The organism is Alteromonas sp. MB-3u-76 (assembly GCF_002831605.1).
GTDB classification, from domain to species: Bacteria; Pseudomonadota; Gammaproteobacteria; order Enterobacterales; family Alteromonadaceae; genus Alteromonas; species Alteromonas hispanica.
This window is the reverse complement of the sequence record NZ_CP025115.1, coordinates 4314355-4332393: the sequence shown is the minus strand read 5'-3', so window position 1 is coordinate 4332393 and position 18039 is coordinate 4314355. Positions and strand designations below refer to the sequence as shown.

15 protein-coding genes are annotated in these 18039 nt (G+C 45.1%); 13 read left to right on the top strand and 2 right to left on the bottom strand.

Annotated features, from left to right (window positions below; translation table 11 throughout):
- Positions 1-31: 31 nt before the first annotated feature.
- Entirely contained in the window at positions 32-1012 is a 981-nt protein-coding gene (locus tag CW735_RS19295) for a LacI family DNA-binding transcriptional regulator (protein WP_071981047.1), read from the bottom strand.
- Between the two features lie 468 nt (positions 1013-1480).
- On the opposite strand from CW735_RS19295, the gene CW735_RS19290 reads away from it, so the two are divergent.
- From CW735_RS19290 to CW735_RS19280, 3 genes are read left to right on the top strand one after another with little or no spacing between them, the layout of a single operon-like run.
- Positions 1481-1771 (top strand): helix-turn-helix domain-containing protein, encoded by a 291-nt coding sequence (locus tag CW735_RS19290; protein ID WP_000673265.1) that lies wholly within the window; start codon positions 1481-1483, stop codon positions 1769-1771.
- Entirely contained in the window at positions 1761-3110 is a 1350-nt protein-coding gene (locus CW735_RS19285; protein ID WP_071981046.1) for a type II toxin-antitoxin system HipA family toxin, read from the top strand. Before CW735_RS19290 ends, CW735_RS19285 begins: the two co-directional genes overlap by 11 nt.
- 54 nt (positions 3111-3164) lie before the next feature.
- Positions 3165-4283, top strand: coding sequence for a hypothetical protein (locus CW735_RS19280; protein ID WP_071981045.1), 1119 nt, complete (start codon positions 3165-3167; stop codon positions 4281-4283).
- A gap of 143 nt (positions 4284-4426) precedes the next feature.
- Here the strand turns inward: CW735_RS19280 and CW735_RS19275 are convergent, their stop codons facing one another.
- Entirely contained in the window at positions 4427-5755 is a 1329-nt protein-coding gene (locus CW735_RS19275; RefSeq protein ID WP_071981411.1) for an ATP-binding protein, read from the bottom strand.
- 324 nt (positions 5756-6079) lie between these two features.
- Here CW735_RS19275 and CW735_RS19270 point away from each other — a divergent pair, with 324 nt between their 5' ends.
- The 10 genes from CW735_RS19270 to CW735_RS19220 all read left to right on the top strand — a co-directional run bounded on the left by CW735_RS19270 (position 6080) and on the right by CW735_RS19220 (position 17940).
- Entirely contained in the window at positions 6080-6385 is a 306-nt protein-coding gene (locus CW735_RS19270; protein ID WP_029627047.1) for a helix-turn-helix domain-containing protein, read from the top strand.
- Positions 6382-7632: a type II toxin-antitoxin system HipA family toxin gene (locus CW735_RS19265; RefSeq protein WP_071981044.1), complete on the top strand. Its 1251-nt coding sequence runs from the start codon at positions 6382-6384 to the stop codon at positions 7630-7632. Before CW735_RS19270 ends, CW735_RS19265 begins: the two co-directional genes overlap by 4 nt.
- Before the next feature lie 358 nt (positions 7633-7990).
- On the top strand, positions 7991-8233 hold the full coding sequence (locus CW735_RS19260; protein WP_100973327.1) for a helix-turn-helix transcriptional regulator: 243 nt from the start codon (positions 7991-7993) through the stop codon (positions 8231-8233).
- Complete coding sequence (locus tag CW735_RS19255) at positions 8220-9959, top strand: DUF927 domain-containing protein (RefSeq protein ID WP_071981043.1); 1740 nt, start codon at positions 8220-8222, stop codon at positions 9957-9959. Before CW735_RS19260 ends, CW735_RS19255 begins: the two co-directional genes overlap by 14 nt.
- Before the next feature lie 316 nt (positions 9960-10275).
- The gene (locus CW735_RS19245) at positions 10276-10608 is read left to right on the top strand and encodes an HVO_A0114 family putative DNA-binding protein (protein ID WP_100973121.1); all 333 of its coding nucleotides are present in this window, start codon (positions 10276-10278) and stop codon (positions 10606-10608) included.
- Between the two features lie 10 nt (positions 10609-10618).
- A complete protein-coding gene (locus tag CW735_RS19240; protein ID WP_100973120.1) occupies positions 10619-13759 on the top strand; it encodes a DUF3427 domain-containing protein in 3141 nt (1046 codons plus the stop codon).
- Positions 13760-13764: 5 nt separating this feature from the next.
- Entirely contained in the window at positions 13765-15756 is a 1992-nt protein-coding gene (locus CW735_RS19235; RefSeq protein ID WP_232368329.1) for a DUF2357 domain-containing protein, read from the top strand.
- 57 nt (positions 15757-15813) lie between these two features.
- Positions 15814-16452, top strand: a complete 639-nt coding sequence (gene darT / locus CW735_RS19230) for a type II toxin-antitoxin system toxin DNA ADP-ribosyl transferase DarT (RefSeq protein ID WP_100973119.1) — start codon at positions 15814-15816, stop codon at positions 16450-16452.
- A gap of 13 nt (positions 16453-16465) precedes the next feature.
- Positions 16466-17506, top strand: coding sequence for a type II toxin-antitoxin system antitoxin DNA ADP-ribosyl glycohydrolase DarG (darG, locus tag CW735_RS19225; RefSeq protein WP_100973118.1), 1041 nt, complete (start codon positions 16466-16468; stop codon positions 17504-17506).
- A gap of 221 nt (positions 17507-17727) precedes the next feature.
- Positions 17728-17940 carry a hypothetical protein gene (locus CW735_RS19220; protein ID WP_198520985.1) on the top strand — a complete coding sequence of 71 codons (213 nt, stop codon included), beginning with the start codon at positions 17728-17730 and terminating at the stop codon, positions 17938-17940.
- Positions 17941-18039 lie beyond the last annotated feature (99 nt).

Sequence of the window (18039 nt, the reverse complement as noted above, 5' to 3'; positions counted from 1 at the left end):
GAAGATAGCTATTGCGTTTTAAGTAGAGCGTCTAAGAAAAAGGCGCTGTGCTCCCATAGTCAAGAAATATGGGAGACAGCGGATTCGCACTATCTTCATCTAACCCATCGTCATAGAAAGCAGTAAAACACTTCTTCGCCGCAGCTCTTGCCATATCAAGCGTTGAGTAGGCTACGCTTGATACATTGTAAGTCAGCGAACTACTTATTTCTGCGTGTGCATTGGGCGGTCGTGACGATATAATAGATAAGTCGCTGGGCAGCACCATCCCTAGCTCTCTGGCGCTATTAACTAAACGCTCAACCAAAACGTCGTTGGTGCAAATAATAGCTGAAAATACTTCTCCCTTGGCCATTAGTTCGAGTAGCGGGTCGAGAAATGGATCGGATAAAGCATCAACGTCTACATTTACGATTAATTGTTTCTTGAATAAAGAGAGAAACGTTTCGTTTTGAGACACGGTTTTGCGGTCATTTACTAACGCTATGTCTGTGTGTCCTTGTTCACTTAGCAAGTGATGTGCTTTTGAAACACAGTGAGCGACAGATGCCGACAAGTCAGTCACAGTAGGTTTTGCCTCTCCTGTACTCAACGTAACAATCTTATCTTTCAAGCTATGCAAGTGTTTTGTCGTCGAAGAAATAGTAGTGACAAATACTCCGTCACAACCTTGAGACAATAAAAATTCGATGGCCTCCACTTCAGACTCAATTGTGTCGTGGGAAAAAGCGATAACACAATGCTTCTTATGCTGCCGCAAAATGTGCTCGAAAGAAAACAGTAAGTGAGATGCAAAAAGCATGTGTTTGTTAGGCAGCACAATACCAATTGCATGGCTGTGTTTAGATGCTAAAGAACGCGCTTTCTGACTCGGCGTGTAGTGCAGTTCGCTTGCGGCTTGTTTAACCTTTTCAGCCATAGCAGGGTTAACAGACTTATTGCCATTAAGAACGCGAGATACCGTAGATAACGATACGCCCGCGCGGGTGGCCACTTCATAGATTGTAGTCATGTAAAACACTTAAATATGAGTGTGTACTTACTTTTGCTGGTTGCTGCATCATTGTATATGAAGTTGAATATATAAGTAGCAGCCTCACTTTTAGTGTAAGGCTGTTTACAACTTACCATTGCTGATTGGTATTTCAGATTATTAATCACTCAATATTCTGAATCTGCTCATTGAGTAGCGGTCTAGACCCTCAAAAAATCAATAAGTTACCGAAAAGAAACCGTTCAAAAATGCCTGTTTGCCCACCAAACTGCCCACCACTTGCCTATGGCTTTTACTAAATCTTAGTGGTTAGCAATGGAAAAACAGTGTCGTTTTTATGCTGCTGTTAGATCTAAAACATAGCAGTTTTGAAGGCCTTTATCGAGTAATTTTTTCAACACTTTATTTAATAATAGATACAATAATATCCACTTTCTGTTTTATTTCGCTATAATGGATATGACTGTATCCATTTGGCCTTTGCGGATGAAATTTACCTTACTTGATGATACCGATGTAAGCCACGCCTATGCGGCTTATTTACGTGAGTTACGAAAGCAGGCAAAGCTGTCACGAGCGGCGCTTGCTGAGCGAAGCTGCGTACCTGCGGCCACCATTAAGAAATTTGAGCTGACCGGGCAAATTTCATTTCGCCAATTGCTGTTGCTATGGCAGACCCTTGATTCGCTAGAGAGGCTCTATCAACTCACACAACCTAGCAAAGAACGGGTCACTATGCCCTCTAGTATTGATGAGGTGCTAAAAGATGAGTTTTAAACCCATTCAAAAACTCGCCGTGACTCGCACCTTAAGTTCAGGTGAGCAGGTTGCAGTAGGGGTCTTGGCGCAGAATCGGCAAGGCGTTTTTTTCCAGTATGCAGACAGCTATTTGCAGCAGTTTGGCAACTTATCACCTTTTACCTTGCATGCGAACGCGCAAGTTCAAGTCGCTCCTAAAGCGCCGCACCAAGGTGTACATGGCGTATTTGGAGATTGTTTACCCGATGGCTGGGGCATGCTGTTACAAGATCGTATTTTCCGGCAAAAGGGCATCCTACCTAATCAATTAACGGCGATGGATAGACTGGCCTTTGTCGGTGATAAAGGCATGGGAGCATTGTCTTTTTCTCCGGTGTCTGAGTTTTCAGCCACCACGCACGCGGATATTGATTTAGCGACGTTAGGTTTAGAAGCACAAACGCTGTTCGATTCTTCGATGTCAGATTATATGGATGATAATCACGATGAGTTAGATGGGCATACTCAACAGGTGTTGGCCGCATTAGTCGCCGGAGGTAGTTCGGGTGGGGCAAGGCCTAAGGCACAAATTTATATGCCTGCTGGGGAAACTCAGTATTGTCGAACCTTCGCTCAGCCTGGAGATGAGGCTTGGCTGATTAAGTTTACCTCTAAAAATCTCGCGCTCGGCCATGAAGAAGGTTTGTGCGAGGCGGTTTATTTGCAAATGACAGAAGTTGCTAAGTGTCAACCGCCGCAATGGCAACTCATTGAAGCACCACCTACAAGCGGTGCGTCTGCTTGGTTGGCGCTTAAGCGTTTTGATTATGTCACTGAACAGGCCGACTTAGGCAGAAAGCGCAGTGCAGGTCGATTGCATATGCACAGCGCTTGCGGGCTGCTGGATGCAGACTTTCGAACGCCAAGTTTAGATTACATTGATTTAATTAAAGCCTGCCGTCAGTTGTGTAAATCGCCAGCGGCTGGACAGCTGCAATTTCGCCGCGCCATTTTTAATCTGCTGTCGTCTAATCAAGACGACCACAGTAAAAACTGGGCGTTTTTGCAAGCGGATGACGGTCAATGGGATCCTGCCCCTTTTTACGATGTTACCTACAGCCCGCATCCATTCAACGAACACGCCACTGCTTTCGGCGGTTATGGCAAAGCGCCACCGCTTAAGGTGATGCAAAAACTTGCTACCAGTGCTGGCTATGGGAGTTGGCATGATGCAAGGCAAGTTATTGAAGAAGTCGCAGAAGCCATCAGCCAATTTACGTATCTTGCCAAGCAACAAGGGATCAGTAAAACAACAGTGTCTGCGATTGCTAAGACATTGGAGCAGCGTAAACAAGAAAATGCAGCGCTTTTTCTATAACAATTTTGTTAAAACAAACTTTTCAATTCACCATAAATAGATAGCAAGGTCATCGTGAGCGAATATCAATACTATAAATTTGAGCGTCTGGATGGGTATTTAGATGCTAAAGCACGTCAAGCACTCCGATCAATTTCAAGCCGTGCCGAGATCAGCGCTACGTCCTTTCAGGTGTATTACACCTACAGTGACCTAAAGGCTGATCCTTTTGATCTGATGTTAAAGTACTTCGATATCGGTTTTTACTATGCCGATTGGGGCTCAATCGATGCCTACATCAAGCTACCAGCAGGAACGCTCCCTGAAGCTTTACTTGGCTTTTCAAGTGATGGGCTTCATGTTCACGAAAACGATGAGTGGCAGTTGCTGATTTTTTCCCTTGAGGAGTATGACGAGTATTTTGACGATGAGCATGCCGACGAATTTTTCCAGCATTTAGCTGGGTTACGCAGCGGGTTAATGCAAGGGGATTGGCGCCTTGTGTACTTTATGTGGCTCAAAATGTTTGATTTTAATGATGACGTTGAGCGAGTGCCGTTAATTCAATTCGATTTTGAGCACCTCAGTGAAGAGGAGCAGGCGTTTGCTGCGCTGTATGATATTCCCTTAGCATTGGTTAAGGCGCTCGCCATGGTGCTGAAGGAGCAACCCAGTCACCTAGCCAAACAAACCCAATTTCAATTTGATGAATGGCTCCATAATCTCTCGCAAGCAGAGATAGACACGCTATTACGCACGTTGTTTGAGCAAGGCCAGCTAACCCGTCACCAAGCCTTAGCGCTGACGCGAAAAGAACCTGTCAACACAGACGAGATCTATCAGTATTGGTTAACCCCCGAGGTAATTTCTCCTTTTATTGAGCAAGCGCAAAGTCAATTACAGCAAGAGCAAGCCGCAGCACTCGCAAAAAAATTAGCTATCGAAAAAGCGGAAAAAGAAAAAGCGTTGACGGATATCTACAATCAACGTGAGCACTACTGGCAGCAATCACAAGAGCAAGCGGATCGAACTTGCGCCAGTGGTTACGATGCGGCATCACGCTATCTGCATCAGCTGTTTGAGGCCTATCAGTTCAAAGCTGATGAAGCGGCGTTTGAACAACGCTTTAAGCGCTTTGTTGTGGCGAATAATAGCCGTAAAGCACTGTTAAATCGCTTGAGTGATTTGCTTTAAACGATGAGGCGATAGGCTGGCCAAATGACGTTAGCAAAAAACCGATTGAGGGTTGGTTGAAAGGTTGTAAGCCTACCAAAGGTCTACAAATTGTTACCTATGAAGTCACTTTGTGTAGACCTCGGGGTCTAAGCAACGCGCTTTTACCATCTCTGTGGTAAATACTGCGTGAAATACAAAGGCATCACGATATTGGTTTGCTCTAATGCGGATGAGCCTTGTGTACCCGTTAACTTAAAGGTTTTACTTGGAGTACATTTTTCAATGTAGGATGCCAACGATTTTGCTCTTGTACGTTTACCACTTTTGACCTCCACAGGGACGATATCGCCTTCATCGGTCGCCAAAATAAATTCGATTTCGGCGCGGGCGTCATTCCATGAATAGCTTGGGTCAACGCCAATGGCAGTGAGCTCTTGTTGCACAAAGTTTTCAGCCACATAGCCTCTGTAGTTATAAACAGAGAGATCATAGTTTTGCTGTTTAATCTCTTTATAACTGCTGCCGAGCATATGATTAAGCAGGCCCACATCAAACAGAAACAGTTTCACCATATTTTCTTTTTTATAGGCCGCTAACGGAGATTTCGGCGATCCTTCAATAGGGTAGTTTGGCAAAGCTAAGCGGCAGCAGTTAAGCCAATGGATCGCGGTTTCAAAATCGCTATAACGAGATTTACGCTCATGCACATGCTTAAACTTAAAGCGTTTAACCGACTCATCGCTGACAAGTGATAGCTGGGCTGGAATGCTATTAAACACCGATTCAATCAGTGTGGCATCGACCTTGCCCGCGTACTTAGCGAAATCTCGGCGATAACCTTCCACTAAATCGGCATGAATTTTGGTGACTTTTTCAACACGCTCTAGAATGCTTGAATCCTTGAACTGATACCAAGCAGCAACGGCTTCCGGCATACCACCGGTAAAAAAGTAATCAGTGAGTTTATCCATCAATTTAGTGTGCACCGCCGGTGTGCTGGCTTGACTATCAAATGCTTTGATCAGTGCTTGCTCGTTGGATGCGTAAATAAATTCTTGGAAGGTCAGTGGTCGTAAATTGTATTGTTCTACCTTGCCCACAGGGAAGGTGTTGAGCAAACCAATGTTCGAACCGCTGGCTGCGACAAAGTAGGACGGTGCTTTTTCAGCAAAGTACTTTAGTGAGGTAACGGCACGTTCGCATTCGCCAATTTCATCTAATATCAGCAAGTCGGTTTCTGGGGTGAATGCTTGGTTTGTTAATAACTCAATGTTCATGACTAGCTCGTCAGGTGACAATGAGCCATCGAACGCCTCTTTGTAAGCAGGGTTTTCAAGGAAGTCGATACGAAGGATGTTGGCAAAGGTGTTCCCAAATAACTCTTGCAGCAGATAGGTTTTACCTGTTTGTCTTGCGCCATCGATCAATAATGGCTTACGCACAGGTTGATTTTTCCATGCTATTAGGGCGTTGAGTAAGTTGCGCTGCATTGTCATTTCCCGCCAATTAAGACTGTTAACTGCCTGTAGTATAACTCAGTCTACACTTTTACGCGCATAAAAGTGCGAAATTTTACATTTTTATGCGCATAAAAGTGTAATTTGGTGATTTTTGGCATTCAGGGATTCACATCATCGCCTTGGCCAACGCGCAAGCTAAACCTAAACCTAAAGGTGGGATATAAATCCAATTATATTGAGTAAAGTAGGAATATAGTCCTACATATAAATTGTTGGAGTTGCTTGGGATTCAAAGTTGGACTATATTCCCATTAACGATTGAATAATGGGAATATAGTCCCTTTGGTTGGTGATATGGCTAAGCGTGACTTACACAATGTACTGTTTCCAAAGCAGCGCAAAATCCTGACGCATTTTGGTGAAGACTTGCTGTTGGCGATGAAAAGACGTGGTTTTACAAAAAAGCTACTGTGTGAACGTACTGGTTTTGATCATAAAACCGTGAATAAAGTTTTCGCCGGTGATCCGGGCGTTGCCATAGGCACTTACTTAAAAGTGATGGCCGTTCTTGGCATGGAAAGCAACTTTGCAGACATGGCCGCTCATGATGAAGTGGGTATCAAGCTGCAAAACATAAAATTGCTGGAAGGTTCAAAATGAGCCGTGAAATCGTCGAAGTCTATGCCGACTGGCAACCAATTGAAGCGCCTTTGCTAATTGGGCTGCTTGCTTACAGTGATTCAAGCCGGGGTGGCGTGTTTAGTTTTGCCTACGATAAAGCATTTTTAACCTCAGCTTTTCGCTTGCAAATTGATCCCATCCTGTCGCTTCACTCCGGTGAACTCTATAACGATGAAGCCGATAAAAACTTTCGCGCATTTCTTGATTCATCGCCTGATAGATGGGGGCGTATTTTAATGCAGCGGCGTGCGGCGATTGAGGCGCGTAAAGGCATTCGAGCAACAAGTCGATTAAACGAATTGGATTACCTGCTGGGCGTACATGACTCTTATCGGATGGGGGGGATTCGATTTAAGCGAGTAGGTTCGGATGCTTTTTTGGACGACAACTCTGAGTTTGCTGCGCCGCCAATGGCTTCTTTGCGAGAGCTAGAGCACGCAGCAATGCAGATTGAAAAAGACGATAACATCGACAGTGACGAGTATTACCGCTGGTTGAAAATGCTGATTTCTCCAGGCTCATCATTAGGTGGTGCAAGGCCCAAGGCTTGTGTCACAGATGAACAAGGCCACTTGTGGATTGCCAAGTTTCCCAATTTAAACGATACCCATGACGTGGGCGCATGGGAGATGGTCTGTTATGAATTGGCGTTGGCGGCAGGTGTTGACATGTATCCAAGTGAGATCAAGCAATTTTCCTCTGGGCACCATACCTTTTTAACCAAACGGTTTGATCGCGACGGTGAAAAGCGACTGCATTTTTCATCGGCCATGACACAGCTTCAATACTATGATGGTGAACAATCTCAAGGTGCCAGCTACTTAGAGATTGCTGAATTTATTTCCAATTCTGGTGCACAAACCGAAGCTGATTTAGCACAGTTATGGCGACGTATTGTGTTTAATATTGCGGTGTCCAACACGGATGACCACCTGCGTAACCATGGGTTTTTATTAACAAAGAATGGCTGGAAGTTGTCACCCGCTTATGATTTAAACCCGATAGTGGGTAAGCATGGCCTGCATCTGAATATTACCGATGCAGACAACACTTTAGACTACCAACTAGCCTTTGATGTAAAAGATTTCTTCCGACTTTCGCAAACCCAAGCCACGCAAATTTACGATGAAGTATTAATTGCGGTTAAGCAATGGCAAACCGTTGCTAAGCGGCTAGGGATCAGCCGAGCGGAGCAAGCCATGAAACAATCAGCGTTTAACGTTTAATGAGTCAGTGAAACTATATTTTCATTTTTCAGCAGATAAAGAAGTTTTAGTTTCACTTTATGCTTTGCCTCATACTCCATGTGTTTTAACACTTCGCTCATCCCTTGGGCTTTTGGGGCAGTTTGGGCAAAGCCTTAGTTCACGCCACTTAGCCACGCACTAACTCTGCCCACAGAGCATTTATTGTTTTGGGCACTATCTACAAACTGGGGCAAGTAGCTACTTGTACCCTCAGAAAGCTGCACGATCTGGGCATTTATCTGCCTACTGCGTCCGTTTAACTCTTTAATAATAGCGGGGCAAACTCCTAAGAGAACTTAACAGATCAGTGAGGCTTATTTTGGAAAAAATAGAAACGATGACCCCAACTACCCAATCATCCACCACATCAGCACACCCAGCGCGTCAGCAGCGGATTTTGCGCTTGCCCGAGGTAAAGGCCAAAACAGGCTTTGGCCGCAGCACCATTTATGCCTTGATGGCCAACGGTGAATTTCCCCGTTCCATTCGTATTGGCGCGCGTGCGGTGGGCTGGTTAGAAAGCGATATCGACCAGTGGATTGAAACCCGCCGTATCGGTGCTGCTTATGGCCGCGGATAAACCATCAGCATCAACCCCGTTACCTGCAAGTGAGATGAATAACAGCGCGCCAACATTACCGCCAGGTTTTGCCTATAACGCGCAAAACTGGCTGGTGATGCAACCGGCAGGGCAAGATAGCCCAGTTAAAATCTGCTCTTGGTTGCAAGTGGCCGCCCGTACTCGCGATCCGCAAGGGGACAACTACGGTTATTTATTGCACTGGTTAGACGATGACAATCGCCATCGCTACTGGGCTATGCCCGCAGAACTATTGGCCGGAGATGGCAGCGAGTACCGCCGAATTCTACTCAGCCGAGGCATGCGGCTAAGCAACAGTGTCAAAGCGCGGCAGTTGCTCTCACTGTTTATTCAACAAATGGGCGAACTGGCCACGCAAAAGGCCATTAGCGTGAACTGCATTGGCTGGCATCACCACGCTTATGTGCATCCGCGCCTCACCTTTTACCCAAGCGAACACAACAACCCGCGCATGGTGCTGCAAACCATGCACCCGATAGAAGGCTTTATTCAACAAGGTAGTAGCGACAGTTGGCGGCAGCACGTTGGCTGTTATTGTCTGGATAACCCGCTATTAATCGTTGGTGTCTGCGCTGCACTGGCTGCACCTTTGTTGCACTTGTGCGGGGTGGATGGTTTTGGTTTACACCTCTACGGTGCCAGCAGTACTGGTAAAACCGCAGCGCTGTATCCGGCATTATCGGTGTGGGGCGAACCTAATCAACTGCGCCATAGTTGGCGTGCCACGGCCAACGGTTTAGAAGGCACAGCATTAGCGCATAACGATGCCTTGCTGGCGCTCGATGAAATGGGCGAAGTTGACCCAAAAGAGGCAGGTGATGTCGCTTACATGCTTGCCAATGGCCAAGGTAAAACCCGTGCAGGCAAATACGGTGAAATGCGCTTACCCGCCCGTTGGCGCTTGGTGTTTTTATCCACTGGCGAAGTGACGCTCGAAAGCCACCTCGCCAGTATCGGCAAGCGTGTAAAAGCAGGGCAGCAAGTGCGCGTGATTGATCTCAGTGCCGATGCTGGAGCGCAAATGGGCGTGTTTAACCAGAGTCATGGTATGAACGCTGCCGATTTAGCCGATCATCTAAAACAGCAAAGTCGCCAACATTACGGCTGCTTGGCCTTGGACTGGTTACGGTATTTAACGCAGCACGGCGCACAGGTGCGACCCGTTTTCCAAAACGTACGCCAACGCTTTTTAACCAGCTTACCACCCGAGGCTGACGGCCAAGTGCGCCGGGTCACCGAAAAGTTTGCCTTACTGGCCAGCGCTGGGTTGTTAGCCATTCAAGCCAAAGTACTCGATTGGCCAACCCAAAGTGTCGAGGCAGCCTGTTTAAGCCAGCTTAACCAATGGATACTTGCCCGCGGTGGCGTGGCCGCCAATGAAGACCAACAAGCCATTCGCCAAGTACGCAGTTTTATTGAGCAGCATGGCGAAAGCCGCTTTACGCCTAAGCAAACCGGTTACAGCAGCCAAGTACGCCAACGCGCGGGTTGGATAGACACCAGCGGCCCACAAACCCTCTACCTGTTTTACCCAACCGGCTGGCGTGAAGCCACCGAAGGCCTAAGCCCAGATCGCGCCGCTAAAGCACTAATGGCCGCAGGCTACTTAGTCCCCGATGGTAATCGGCCACAGCGCAAAGTCAGCCTGCCCGACAACACCCGCCCACGTATGTACTGCGTGAAAGGCAGTATTTTGGATGACTAAAAAGGTGATGAGCCCTATGTGAGCTTGTCGCCTTGCAGTGTACCGCCAGTCAACCTAAAGGCTTGGCTGGTTTTAAAGTCTAAAGCAGACAAGACCGCTAGTGTACTGGTTGTGTAATTCACGCGTATGGAGATTGCTATTGTCCTAAACGGAGAATATTCTTGCGATATTATCAGTAGTTGATAAGATGCTAGGCTTATGTATAGGCATACAGTCTTTTGATTGTTTAAATGTTGTTTTACGCATTCGCTGGCAGTGGCCTTTTGTGAGTGAAGAAGGCAAGTAGAGAGTGCAGGCAAACAATCCGAGTAAAGTAATGAAAAACGCAAAACAATCGCGCTGTGTAATCGGGATTAAAGGCCAAACACCCGACCCCGATTTCCCCGTTGATATCTGGTTCGACTCATTGAAGTCAGTGGCCAATGTGCTATCGAAAGAAAACCAGCAGTTGTTAAAAGTAATCGCCGAGCAACAGCCGCAATCGGTAACTGAGCTGGCCATGCTGTCAGGCCGAGCGGTCAGTAATGTGTCGAGAACATTAAAAACATTAGGTAAGTACAACTTGATTGAAATGACAAAATCACAAAATGGATTGGCGGTAAAACTGCGATATCAATCGATGTTGTTATTGATCCAGCCATTAGAATAAAAGGAATATCATGCAACAAGTCGGAATTTATGAGCAGCTTATAACGCAGCTTATCGAGAGTCGTATTGACCGAGAGCGATTCTATGTCGGCGAACGTGAGCTTAATAGCAGTGAAGCATCAACATGGTTATCTCGTTTCCTATCACACATACTTGAGTACGCGATTGAGTCCGTCCCCTCAAGTGATGATCGTCTGCAACAGCAAATTGCTTTATCCAATCAATTGTTACTCTGGCTAAAAACACAAATTCAAGATAACGATTTTATCGAAGACAATTTGCTTGCCAGTCAAGGTAAAATTCTGACCGCGCTCTATGAGCTCGAAAATCCTGTCTCAGCCGATTTAAAAAATTATATTAACGACATTTTTCCGTTAACAGGCTTAAGCCAAAGCGAGTTGTTTTGTGGCAGTAATGCGGGGTTGTCGCTTGAATCTGAATTGAAGCGAGAGATTCTGTCTGCGGATAAAATTTACTGGTTAGTGTCATTTATTAAGTGGGCAGGGATCCGCATTTTTCGCAAAGAGCTAGAAGAATTTACCTCAAGTGGTCGCGAGCTAAAAATCATCACCACCTCATACATGGGAGCAACGGATGCCAAAGCGGTTGAGTATCTGGCGAGTTTACCGAATACCGAGGTGAAGCTGAGTTACAACACTGAGCGTGAACGTTTACATGCCAAGAGCTACTTATTTTTACGCAACACGGGTTATCACACTGGTTATATCGGCTCTTCCAATCTTTCCCATTCAGCGCTAACCAATGGCTTAGAGTGGAATTTAAAAATCACTTCACAAGAAATCCCACACATTATCAATAAATCATTGAGCACCTTTGAAACCTATTGGGTTTCTAATGATTTTGAACACTTTAGTGGCGATGCAACAAGCAGTGAAAAACTCAAAAAAGCCTTGAGTCAGCAGCGCGGAGATTTTGAGGCCAGCCCGACGCACTTCTTTGATATCTCTCCGTTTCCTCATCAAAGTGACATTTTGGAACAGCTGGCCGTTGAGCGTAGTGTTCACCAGCGCTTTCGTAATTTAGTCGTTGCGGCTACCGGCACGGGGAAAACCCTGATTTCGGCCTTTGATTTTGCGCGCTTTATCAAAGCCAAGCCGCAGGCTAAGTTCCTGTTTGTCGCTCACCGAGAAGAAATCTTAAAACAAGCCAGAGCGGCGTATCGTGGGGTATTGCGTAATGGTACGTTTGGTGAACTTTGGGTGGGCGGACATACACCGGAGCACTATCGGCAACTGTTTGTTTCTATTCAAACTCTGAACAATCAGCTGGACCAGCTTAACCTAACTGCTGACTATTATGATTACATTGTCATTGATGAGGTGCATCATATTGCTGCGACTAGTTATCGCGCAGTGCTGGAGCATTTTTCCCCTGCGATATTACTCGGCCTTACCGCCACACCAGAGCGCCATGATGGTGGGGATATTTTAGCGGATTTTAGTGGTGTGATTGCCGCTGAAATTCGTTTACCGGAAGCCATTAACCGTCGCCATCTTTGCCCATTTCAGTATTTTGGAATTGATGATGATACCGACCTTCGAACCATTCCTTGGAGTCGTGGGCGATACGATATCGCTCAGCTGACTCATCTTTACACCCACAACCAAGTTCGTTTCAATAAGATTTTGCTGAGTATCCAGGAGATCATCACTGATATAGGCAAAATGAAAGCATTGGCCTTTTGTGTCAGCAAAGAACATGCACTGTACATGACAGAGCAACTCTTATTAAAAGGTGTTAAAGCGGATGTGTTGACCAGTGATAACAGCCACGAGCGGCAACAAAAGCAGCAAGCGATTCGTTCTGGCAGCATTAACGTGCTTTGCGTGGTCGATATCTTTAATGAAGGTGTCGATATTCCCGAAGTCGATACGTTATTGTTTTTACGACCGACAGAAAGCCTCACCATTTTCTTACAACAGCTTGGCCGAGGTTTGCGTTTATCGGACGGTAAAGAGTGCTGCACAGTACTCGATTTTGTTGGTAATTCCCGCCCAGAGTATGACTTTGCCAATAAATTTAGAGCCTTAGTCGGTAAAAGTCATCGAGCGATCAGCGAAGAAATAAAGCAAGGGTTCCCCCACGCACCGCTGGGTTGTCGCATTGAGTTGAGTAAGCGCACTCAAGAAATGGTGCTCAGCAATATTCGTCAAGCTTCATTAACGTTGAAGCGCTTAGTCGCAATGATCCGCCAATATCCTCAGCATTCCACACTGCCGTTAACATTGTCGAATTTCTTAACCTTAAATCCTCACATCGACTTGAATGAGCTTTATAAGCGAGGGAGTTGGTCGCAGCTGGTTCAGCAAGCTAAGGATGAGATCAACGAAAATTCAGTTGATGAAGATCTGCTGAAAATGCTTAGAAAGGCCATTCATAACCGAATTTTGACCTGTGATGATCATGCTTATTTGAGCTTCTTAAAACAGCTTTGCCATAACAGCTTTGCAATAGAAGATTCGAGCCATCGTTATGCTTTGATGTGTCATTACGATTTTTGGCAGAAAACGGGGCCTGAATGCGGATTCGATTCAATTGTTCAAAGCTTAGCGAAACTGAATGCTTGCGAGTTAAAAGCAGAGTTATTGGATGTTGTTAACTGGCAACTCGCACAAACCAAGCATGAGCAACCAACAATGCAGGCTTTGCCTGAGGTTTCACTGAGGCTGCATGCACGTTATGCGCGTGAACAAATATTGGTGGCATTTGGCGCGACTACGTTTGAGCGCCAACCACCGGCTCGGGAAGGTGTGTTTGTGCTGAAAGATCAAAATATTGAACTGATGTTTGTCACCTTGGACAAAAATGAAAAGCAGTTTTCGCCAACCACTATGTACCACGATTACGCGATCAACGAACACCTGTTCCACTGGCAGTCGCAAAACAGTGCAAGACCTGATAAAGGCCGTGGTTTGGAGTACATCCAACACCAAAAAATGGGTAAGCGTCTGTTTTTATTTGTGCGTGAGCAAAGCAAAGATGAATACGGCCGAACCATGGGTTTTGTGAATTATGGTGAAGTAGACTACGTATCGCATACAGGTTCACAACCGATGAGCATTACTTGGCAGTTAAAAGAGCCTATGCCCCACTTTATGTGGCAACAAGCGGCGAAGTTAGCTGTAGGTTAAATATCATGATGACTCCAGCCATCGACAAAGTCTACCCCCTTTGGCGCTTTAGTTTGGTCGAAAAAACCGAGCAAGATGCAGCGACTAGCCAGCAACGCGGGCATTTTCCTCTTATGTGGTTGGCTAATTTTGCCGCGTTACGGGAGCGTTTTGAGCAAGGCTTAAAAGTGATTTGTGCCGCACCGCATAGCCGCTTGCAACCGACGGTTGCCAATATCAAAGCGGCCAAGTTAAAAGGCCGCCTGCCACATAAGTTAGCCGAGAAAGTTAAGCAAGACTTTGCCAATGGCCAGTACGATAAGCGCTATGCAGTCGAAAAAAAGCAACTGAGTGTCGATACCCCAGAAAACCGTTTTATTAAAATGGCGGTGAGTAAAAGTAAGCGGCAATTAGCGGAGTTTGAACAAAAGCTTAGGCAGAGTAACCAAGCACCAGAACGGCAACGGTTGTCAGATTCATTTTTAAATGAGCTGCATAGTTGGCAACAACCGCTGCAAAAAGTGTTAGGTCAGAGTTTTTTAAAAGAGGTGGGGGCATACACAGGGTTAAGCCGTGAGTCGTTAGTTCTACAGCAAAAAACCGGTTACAGCGCGGTGTATCGCATTTGGCAGGAGCTGAAATTTTATTTAGATGTGTTTGGCAATCAGTCGAGCATTTCTATGAAATCAGTGGCTGAGATTTACGAAGTGTGGTGCTTTTTGTGTTTGAAACAGATTTTAGAGCAAGACCTTGGCTTTGAATTGGTGGAAAACAGTGCGACTAAGCTCGCCCAGAATGACTTTTTTGAGTACCAACTAAAAGATGGGTTTGCCGGTGCCTTTCGTTTTAAACGCAGCGATGGTGTGACCGCTCGGCTGGCACACGAGCCGAAATTTACCAAAAAGGGTCAATCAATCCGCTCGTACTTGGTTAACCAAGAGCCGGATATTGTGTTGGAAGTGACACTACCTAAAGGCGCTGATTTAACGAAAGCAGACTCATCAGAAGAAAAGCAGTTTATTTGGCTATTTGATGCCAAGTACCGTATTAAAACCGAGAAAAACCGCTTTGATGACAGCAATGAAGATATCGAAAGTAAGGATTACGTACCAGACGATGCCATCAACCAAATGCACCGTTATCGGGATGCTTTGATTCGTTTATCAGAACCTCACGATTCTAAATCGCCATCAAGTGGAAACGCTGGCCAATCTCCTAAAAAAAGCCGCCCAGTTTTTGGTGCGTTTGCTTTATACCCAGGTTTTTTTGATCAAGCCACAACCCCCAACCCCTACGCAGCCGCGATAGAAGAAGTGGGTATTGGCGCGTTTGCCCTCTTACCTAGCCAAGCTGAGCCTAGTCAAACTGATCCTACCCAGACTAAAAGCCGTTATTCCGGTCACCAGTGGTTGCTAGCGTTCTTGCAAGCGCAAATTGGCACAGCACCGAATACACCAACTGGGCAAGGCAATGAAGCCATGTATCCCGTGGCTGGCATGGCGGAAAGGCTCTACGTACAAGACGCTGCACGCATACCTTATTACGGCATGCGCCAAGTGCTATACCCTGATTTGACGATGACTGTGGCATTGGGCAAGTATAATGACAGATTCATAAATTGCTTTGAGAAGTTTAAAAATGAGGAATTACACTTTTATCACCTTCCAGTTTCGACATTTGAATTAAATTTTAAATCCCATGTTGTCAATGAGATTAGATACTTAGCCTTGATTCCAAATTATCAAGTGATCCACGATATTAGACTAGTCTGGCCAATTAGAGATGTTCAATATGTAAAGAGACGAGAAATCGAATTATCCATCACAGGATATGAAAGTGACTCTGATGAGCCTTATATATTGTTTGAACTGGGTAAACCTTTTTCATTAAAAGCTCCGGTTGTTTTCCAGCCTAATGGTACATTTAGGCATTCGATAAAAATCACTACAATGGAGCAATTAGAACGAGCAGAGTACTTAAATCAAGCCAAAGCAGTTTACCTAGAGGCTTTGGCATGAGTGGGTATGGTTTTTTAAATATGACTTTGTTCATTTAATAGTATTGATAAGGTAAATATGGTACCAGCTCAACCTAAAATTTATCATATTGTTCATGTAGACAGGCTCGCTTCTATTTTGGCATCTCAAGGATTGTTATGTGATGCCCAAATCATTGCACAAAATGCCATAGGCACAACGATAGGAATGAATACCATCAAGCAGCGCCGTTTAACAGAGTTAACCTTGAGCAGTTATCCGGATTTGTTTGTTGGACAATGTGTGCCATTTTATTTTTGTCCTCGTTCCATCATGTTGTATGTAATTCATAGAGCTGATAGTGAGGAGTTAGCATATAAAGGCGGGCAAGAGCCAATCATTCATTTACAAGCCGATTTAAATGCAAGTGTTCAATGGGCACGGCAGCAAAGTCACCGTTGGGCATTTACTTTATCGAATGCGGGCTCACGTTTTTTTGAAGATAGAAATGATTTAGCGCAGTTGAATGAGCTGGATTGGCAGGCAATTGCTGCAACGCAATGGCAAAATTGCAAAGAGGGAAAACAAGCTGAGTTTTTGATGGAACACAGTTTTCCTTGGCACTTGATAGAAGCTATTGTGGTAAAATCCCCCGCTATTTATCAGCAAGTTGCAAACATCTTGCGAACAGCAGCATTTAAGCCCACACTAACAATAAATTCTAACTGGTATTACTGAGGAGGCCGTAGATATGATTAGAATGACACATGGTGATATTTTACGCGCTGATGCAGAAGCGATAATTAATACTGTTAATTGTGTTGGCGTGATGGGGCGTGGCATAGCGCTACAATTTAAAAAGGCGTGGCCAAACAATTTCAATGCTTATGCTCTTGCTTGTAAAAACAAAGACGTACAGCCAGGTAGAATGTTTATTTTTGAAACGGGTCAATTAGCCAATCCTCGTTATATTATTAATTTCCCGACAAAACGCCACTGGCGTGCTGCAAGTCGTATTGAAGATATTGAATCTGGCCTTGTGGCGCTGGTTGATGATATTCAACGGCTTGGAATAAAATCTGTTGCTATTCCACCGCTAGGTGCTGGCTTAGGTGGCTTAGATTGGGCAATTGTGCGTGAAAAAATTGAAGAGGCAATGCAGCCTTTGCGTGATGTGGATGTTTTTCTCTACGAGCCTATTGGTGCGCCTCAAAACGATAAAATAGCAAAACACAAAGCAGTGCCTAACATGACGGCTGGTAGGGCTGTATTAATTGAGTTAGTGCAACGCTATCTAAGAGGTTTGCTTGACCCAACCGTTTCGTTACTTGAAGTTCATAAGCTTTTGTATTTTATGCAAGAAGCAGGTGAGCCATTAAGATTAAAATACGAAAAAGCGCATTATGGCCCTTATGCACAAAATTTGCGGCATGTGCTCAATGCGATTGAAGGGCACTTTATCTCAGGTTATGCCGATGGTGGAGATGCACCTGAAAAAGAGTTACAGCTAGTGCCAGGCGCTATAGAAGATGCGCAGGAGTTTCTTACTCAACACCCTGACACTCGAACGCGATTTGAGAAAGTGTCTCAGTTAGTCGAAGGTTTTGAGTCTCCACAAGGCTTAGAGCTCTTGGCAACGGTGCATTGGTTAAGTAAACATGAGCAAGTACAAAGCACCGAAGAACTTGTACAAAAGGTGCACTCATGGAATGCACGCAAACAAATGTTTACTGCAAGGCAAATTGCGATTGCAGAGCAGGTGTTAACAGATCAAAGCTGGATAACTGCATAGTTAATAAATAACGTAACTATTCGGAAATTCCGGATAGTTTATTTTTATTTTGTCTGGATCCTTTTCCCCGTCAATTCTAAAAACAGTACTCCGACAGTTCGAGTTTGTTTTTTGGCTGTGAGCCTTAGGGTGTTGCTACCGAAATGAATGTCGGTAGCAACACGGGATTCAGAGTGATTTTCGTTTTCTAGCTGTTAGCCAATGCAGTGGGAGGATATGTGATGAATACTCGAACCTGTTCAATTTGCGAGATGGGTCAACTCATGCTTCATACTGAAAAGATTACGGTTGAGCATTTGGGGCAACAAGGCCAAATTGAAAGCCAGTATTCAATGTGTGATTATTGTAACAGTGAACAGGTAGGTGCAGATGAAGCTCGTTTTAACAAGCTCGCCATGAATACCTTTAAAAAGCAGGTGTTTAAAACAGTCTGATACATACTGCCAATTAAAAAGCGACATCAAATGATATCGAGCTATTTGGCGCTTTTGATATTAAAATCGCGTCAACAACACCCCTCCCGCTACCCGTTA

Excerpts from the sequence above, each read along its gene's own strand:
- CW735_RS19295 (WP_071981047.1), bottom strand. The coding sequence starts at position 1,012 with ATGACTACAATCTATGAAGTGGCCACCCGCGCGGGCGTATCGTTATCT.
- CW735_RS19290 (WP_000673265.1), top strand. The coding sequence starts at position 1,481 with ATGAAATTTACCTTACTTGATGATACCGATGTAAGCCACGCCTATGCG.
- CW735_RS19285 (WP_071981046.1), top strand. The coding sequence starts at position 1,761 with ATGAGTTTTAAACCCATTCAAAAACTCGCCGTGACTCGCACCTTAAGT.
- CW735_RS19275 (WP_071981411.1), bottom strand. The coding sequence starts at position 5,755 with ATGCAGCGCAACTTACTCAACGCCCTAATAGCATGGAAAAATCAACCT.
- CW735_RS19270 (WP_029627047.1), top strand. The coding sequence starts at position 6,080 with ATGGCTAAGCGTGACTTACACAATGTACTGTTTCCAAAGCAGCGCAAA.
- CW735_RS19265 (WP_071981044.1), top strand. The coding sequence starts at position 6,382 with ATGAGCCGTGAAATCGTCGAAGTCTATGCCGACTGGCAACCAATTGAA.
- CW735_RS19260 (WP_100973327.1), top strand. The coding sequence starts at position 7,991 with ATGACCCCAACTACCCAATCATCCACCACATCAGCACACCCAGCGCGT.
- CW735_RS19255 (WP_071981043.1), top strand. The coding sequence starts at position 8,220 with ATGGCCGCGGATAAACCATCAGCATCAACCCCGTTACCTGCAAGTGAG.
- CW735_RS19245 (WP_100973121.1), top strand. The coding sequence starts at position 10,276 with ATGAAAAACGCAAAACAATCGCGCTGTGTAATCGGGATTAAAGGCCAA.
- CW735_RS19240 (WP_100973120.1), top strand. The coding sequence starts at position 10,619 with ATGCAACAAGTCGGAATTTATGAGCAGCTTATAACGCAGCTTATCGAG.
- CW735_RS19235 (WP_232368329.1), top strand. The coding sequence starts at position 13,765 with ATGATGACTCCAGCCATCGACAAAGTCTACCCCCTTTGGCGCTTTAGT.
- darT (WP_100973119.1), top strand. The coding sequence starts at position 15,814 with ATGGTACCAGCTCAACCTAAAATTTATCATATTGTTCATGTAGACAGG.
- darG (WP_100973118.1), top strand. The coding sequence starts at position 16,466 with ATGATTAGAATGACACATGGTGATATTTTACGCGCTGATGCAGAAGCG.
- CW735_RS19220 (WP_198520985.1), top strand. The coding sequence starts at position 17,728 with ATGAATACTCGAACCTGTTCAATTTGCGAGATGGGTCAACTCATGCTT.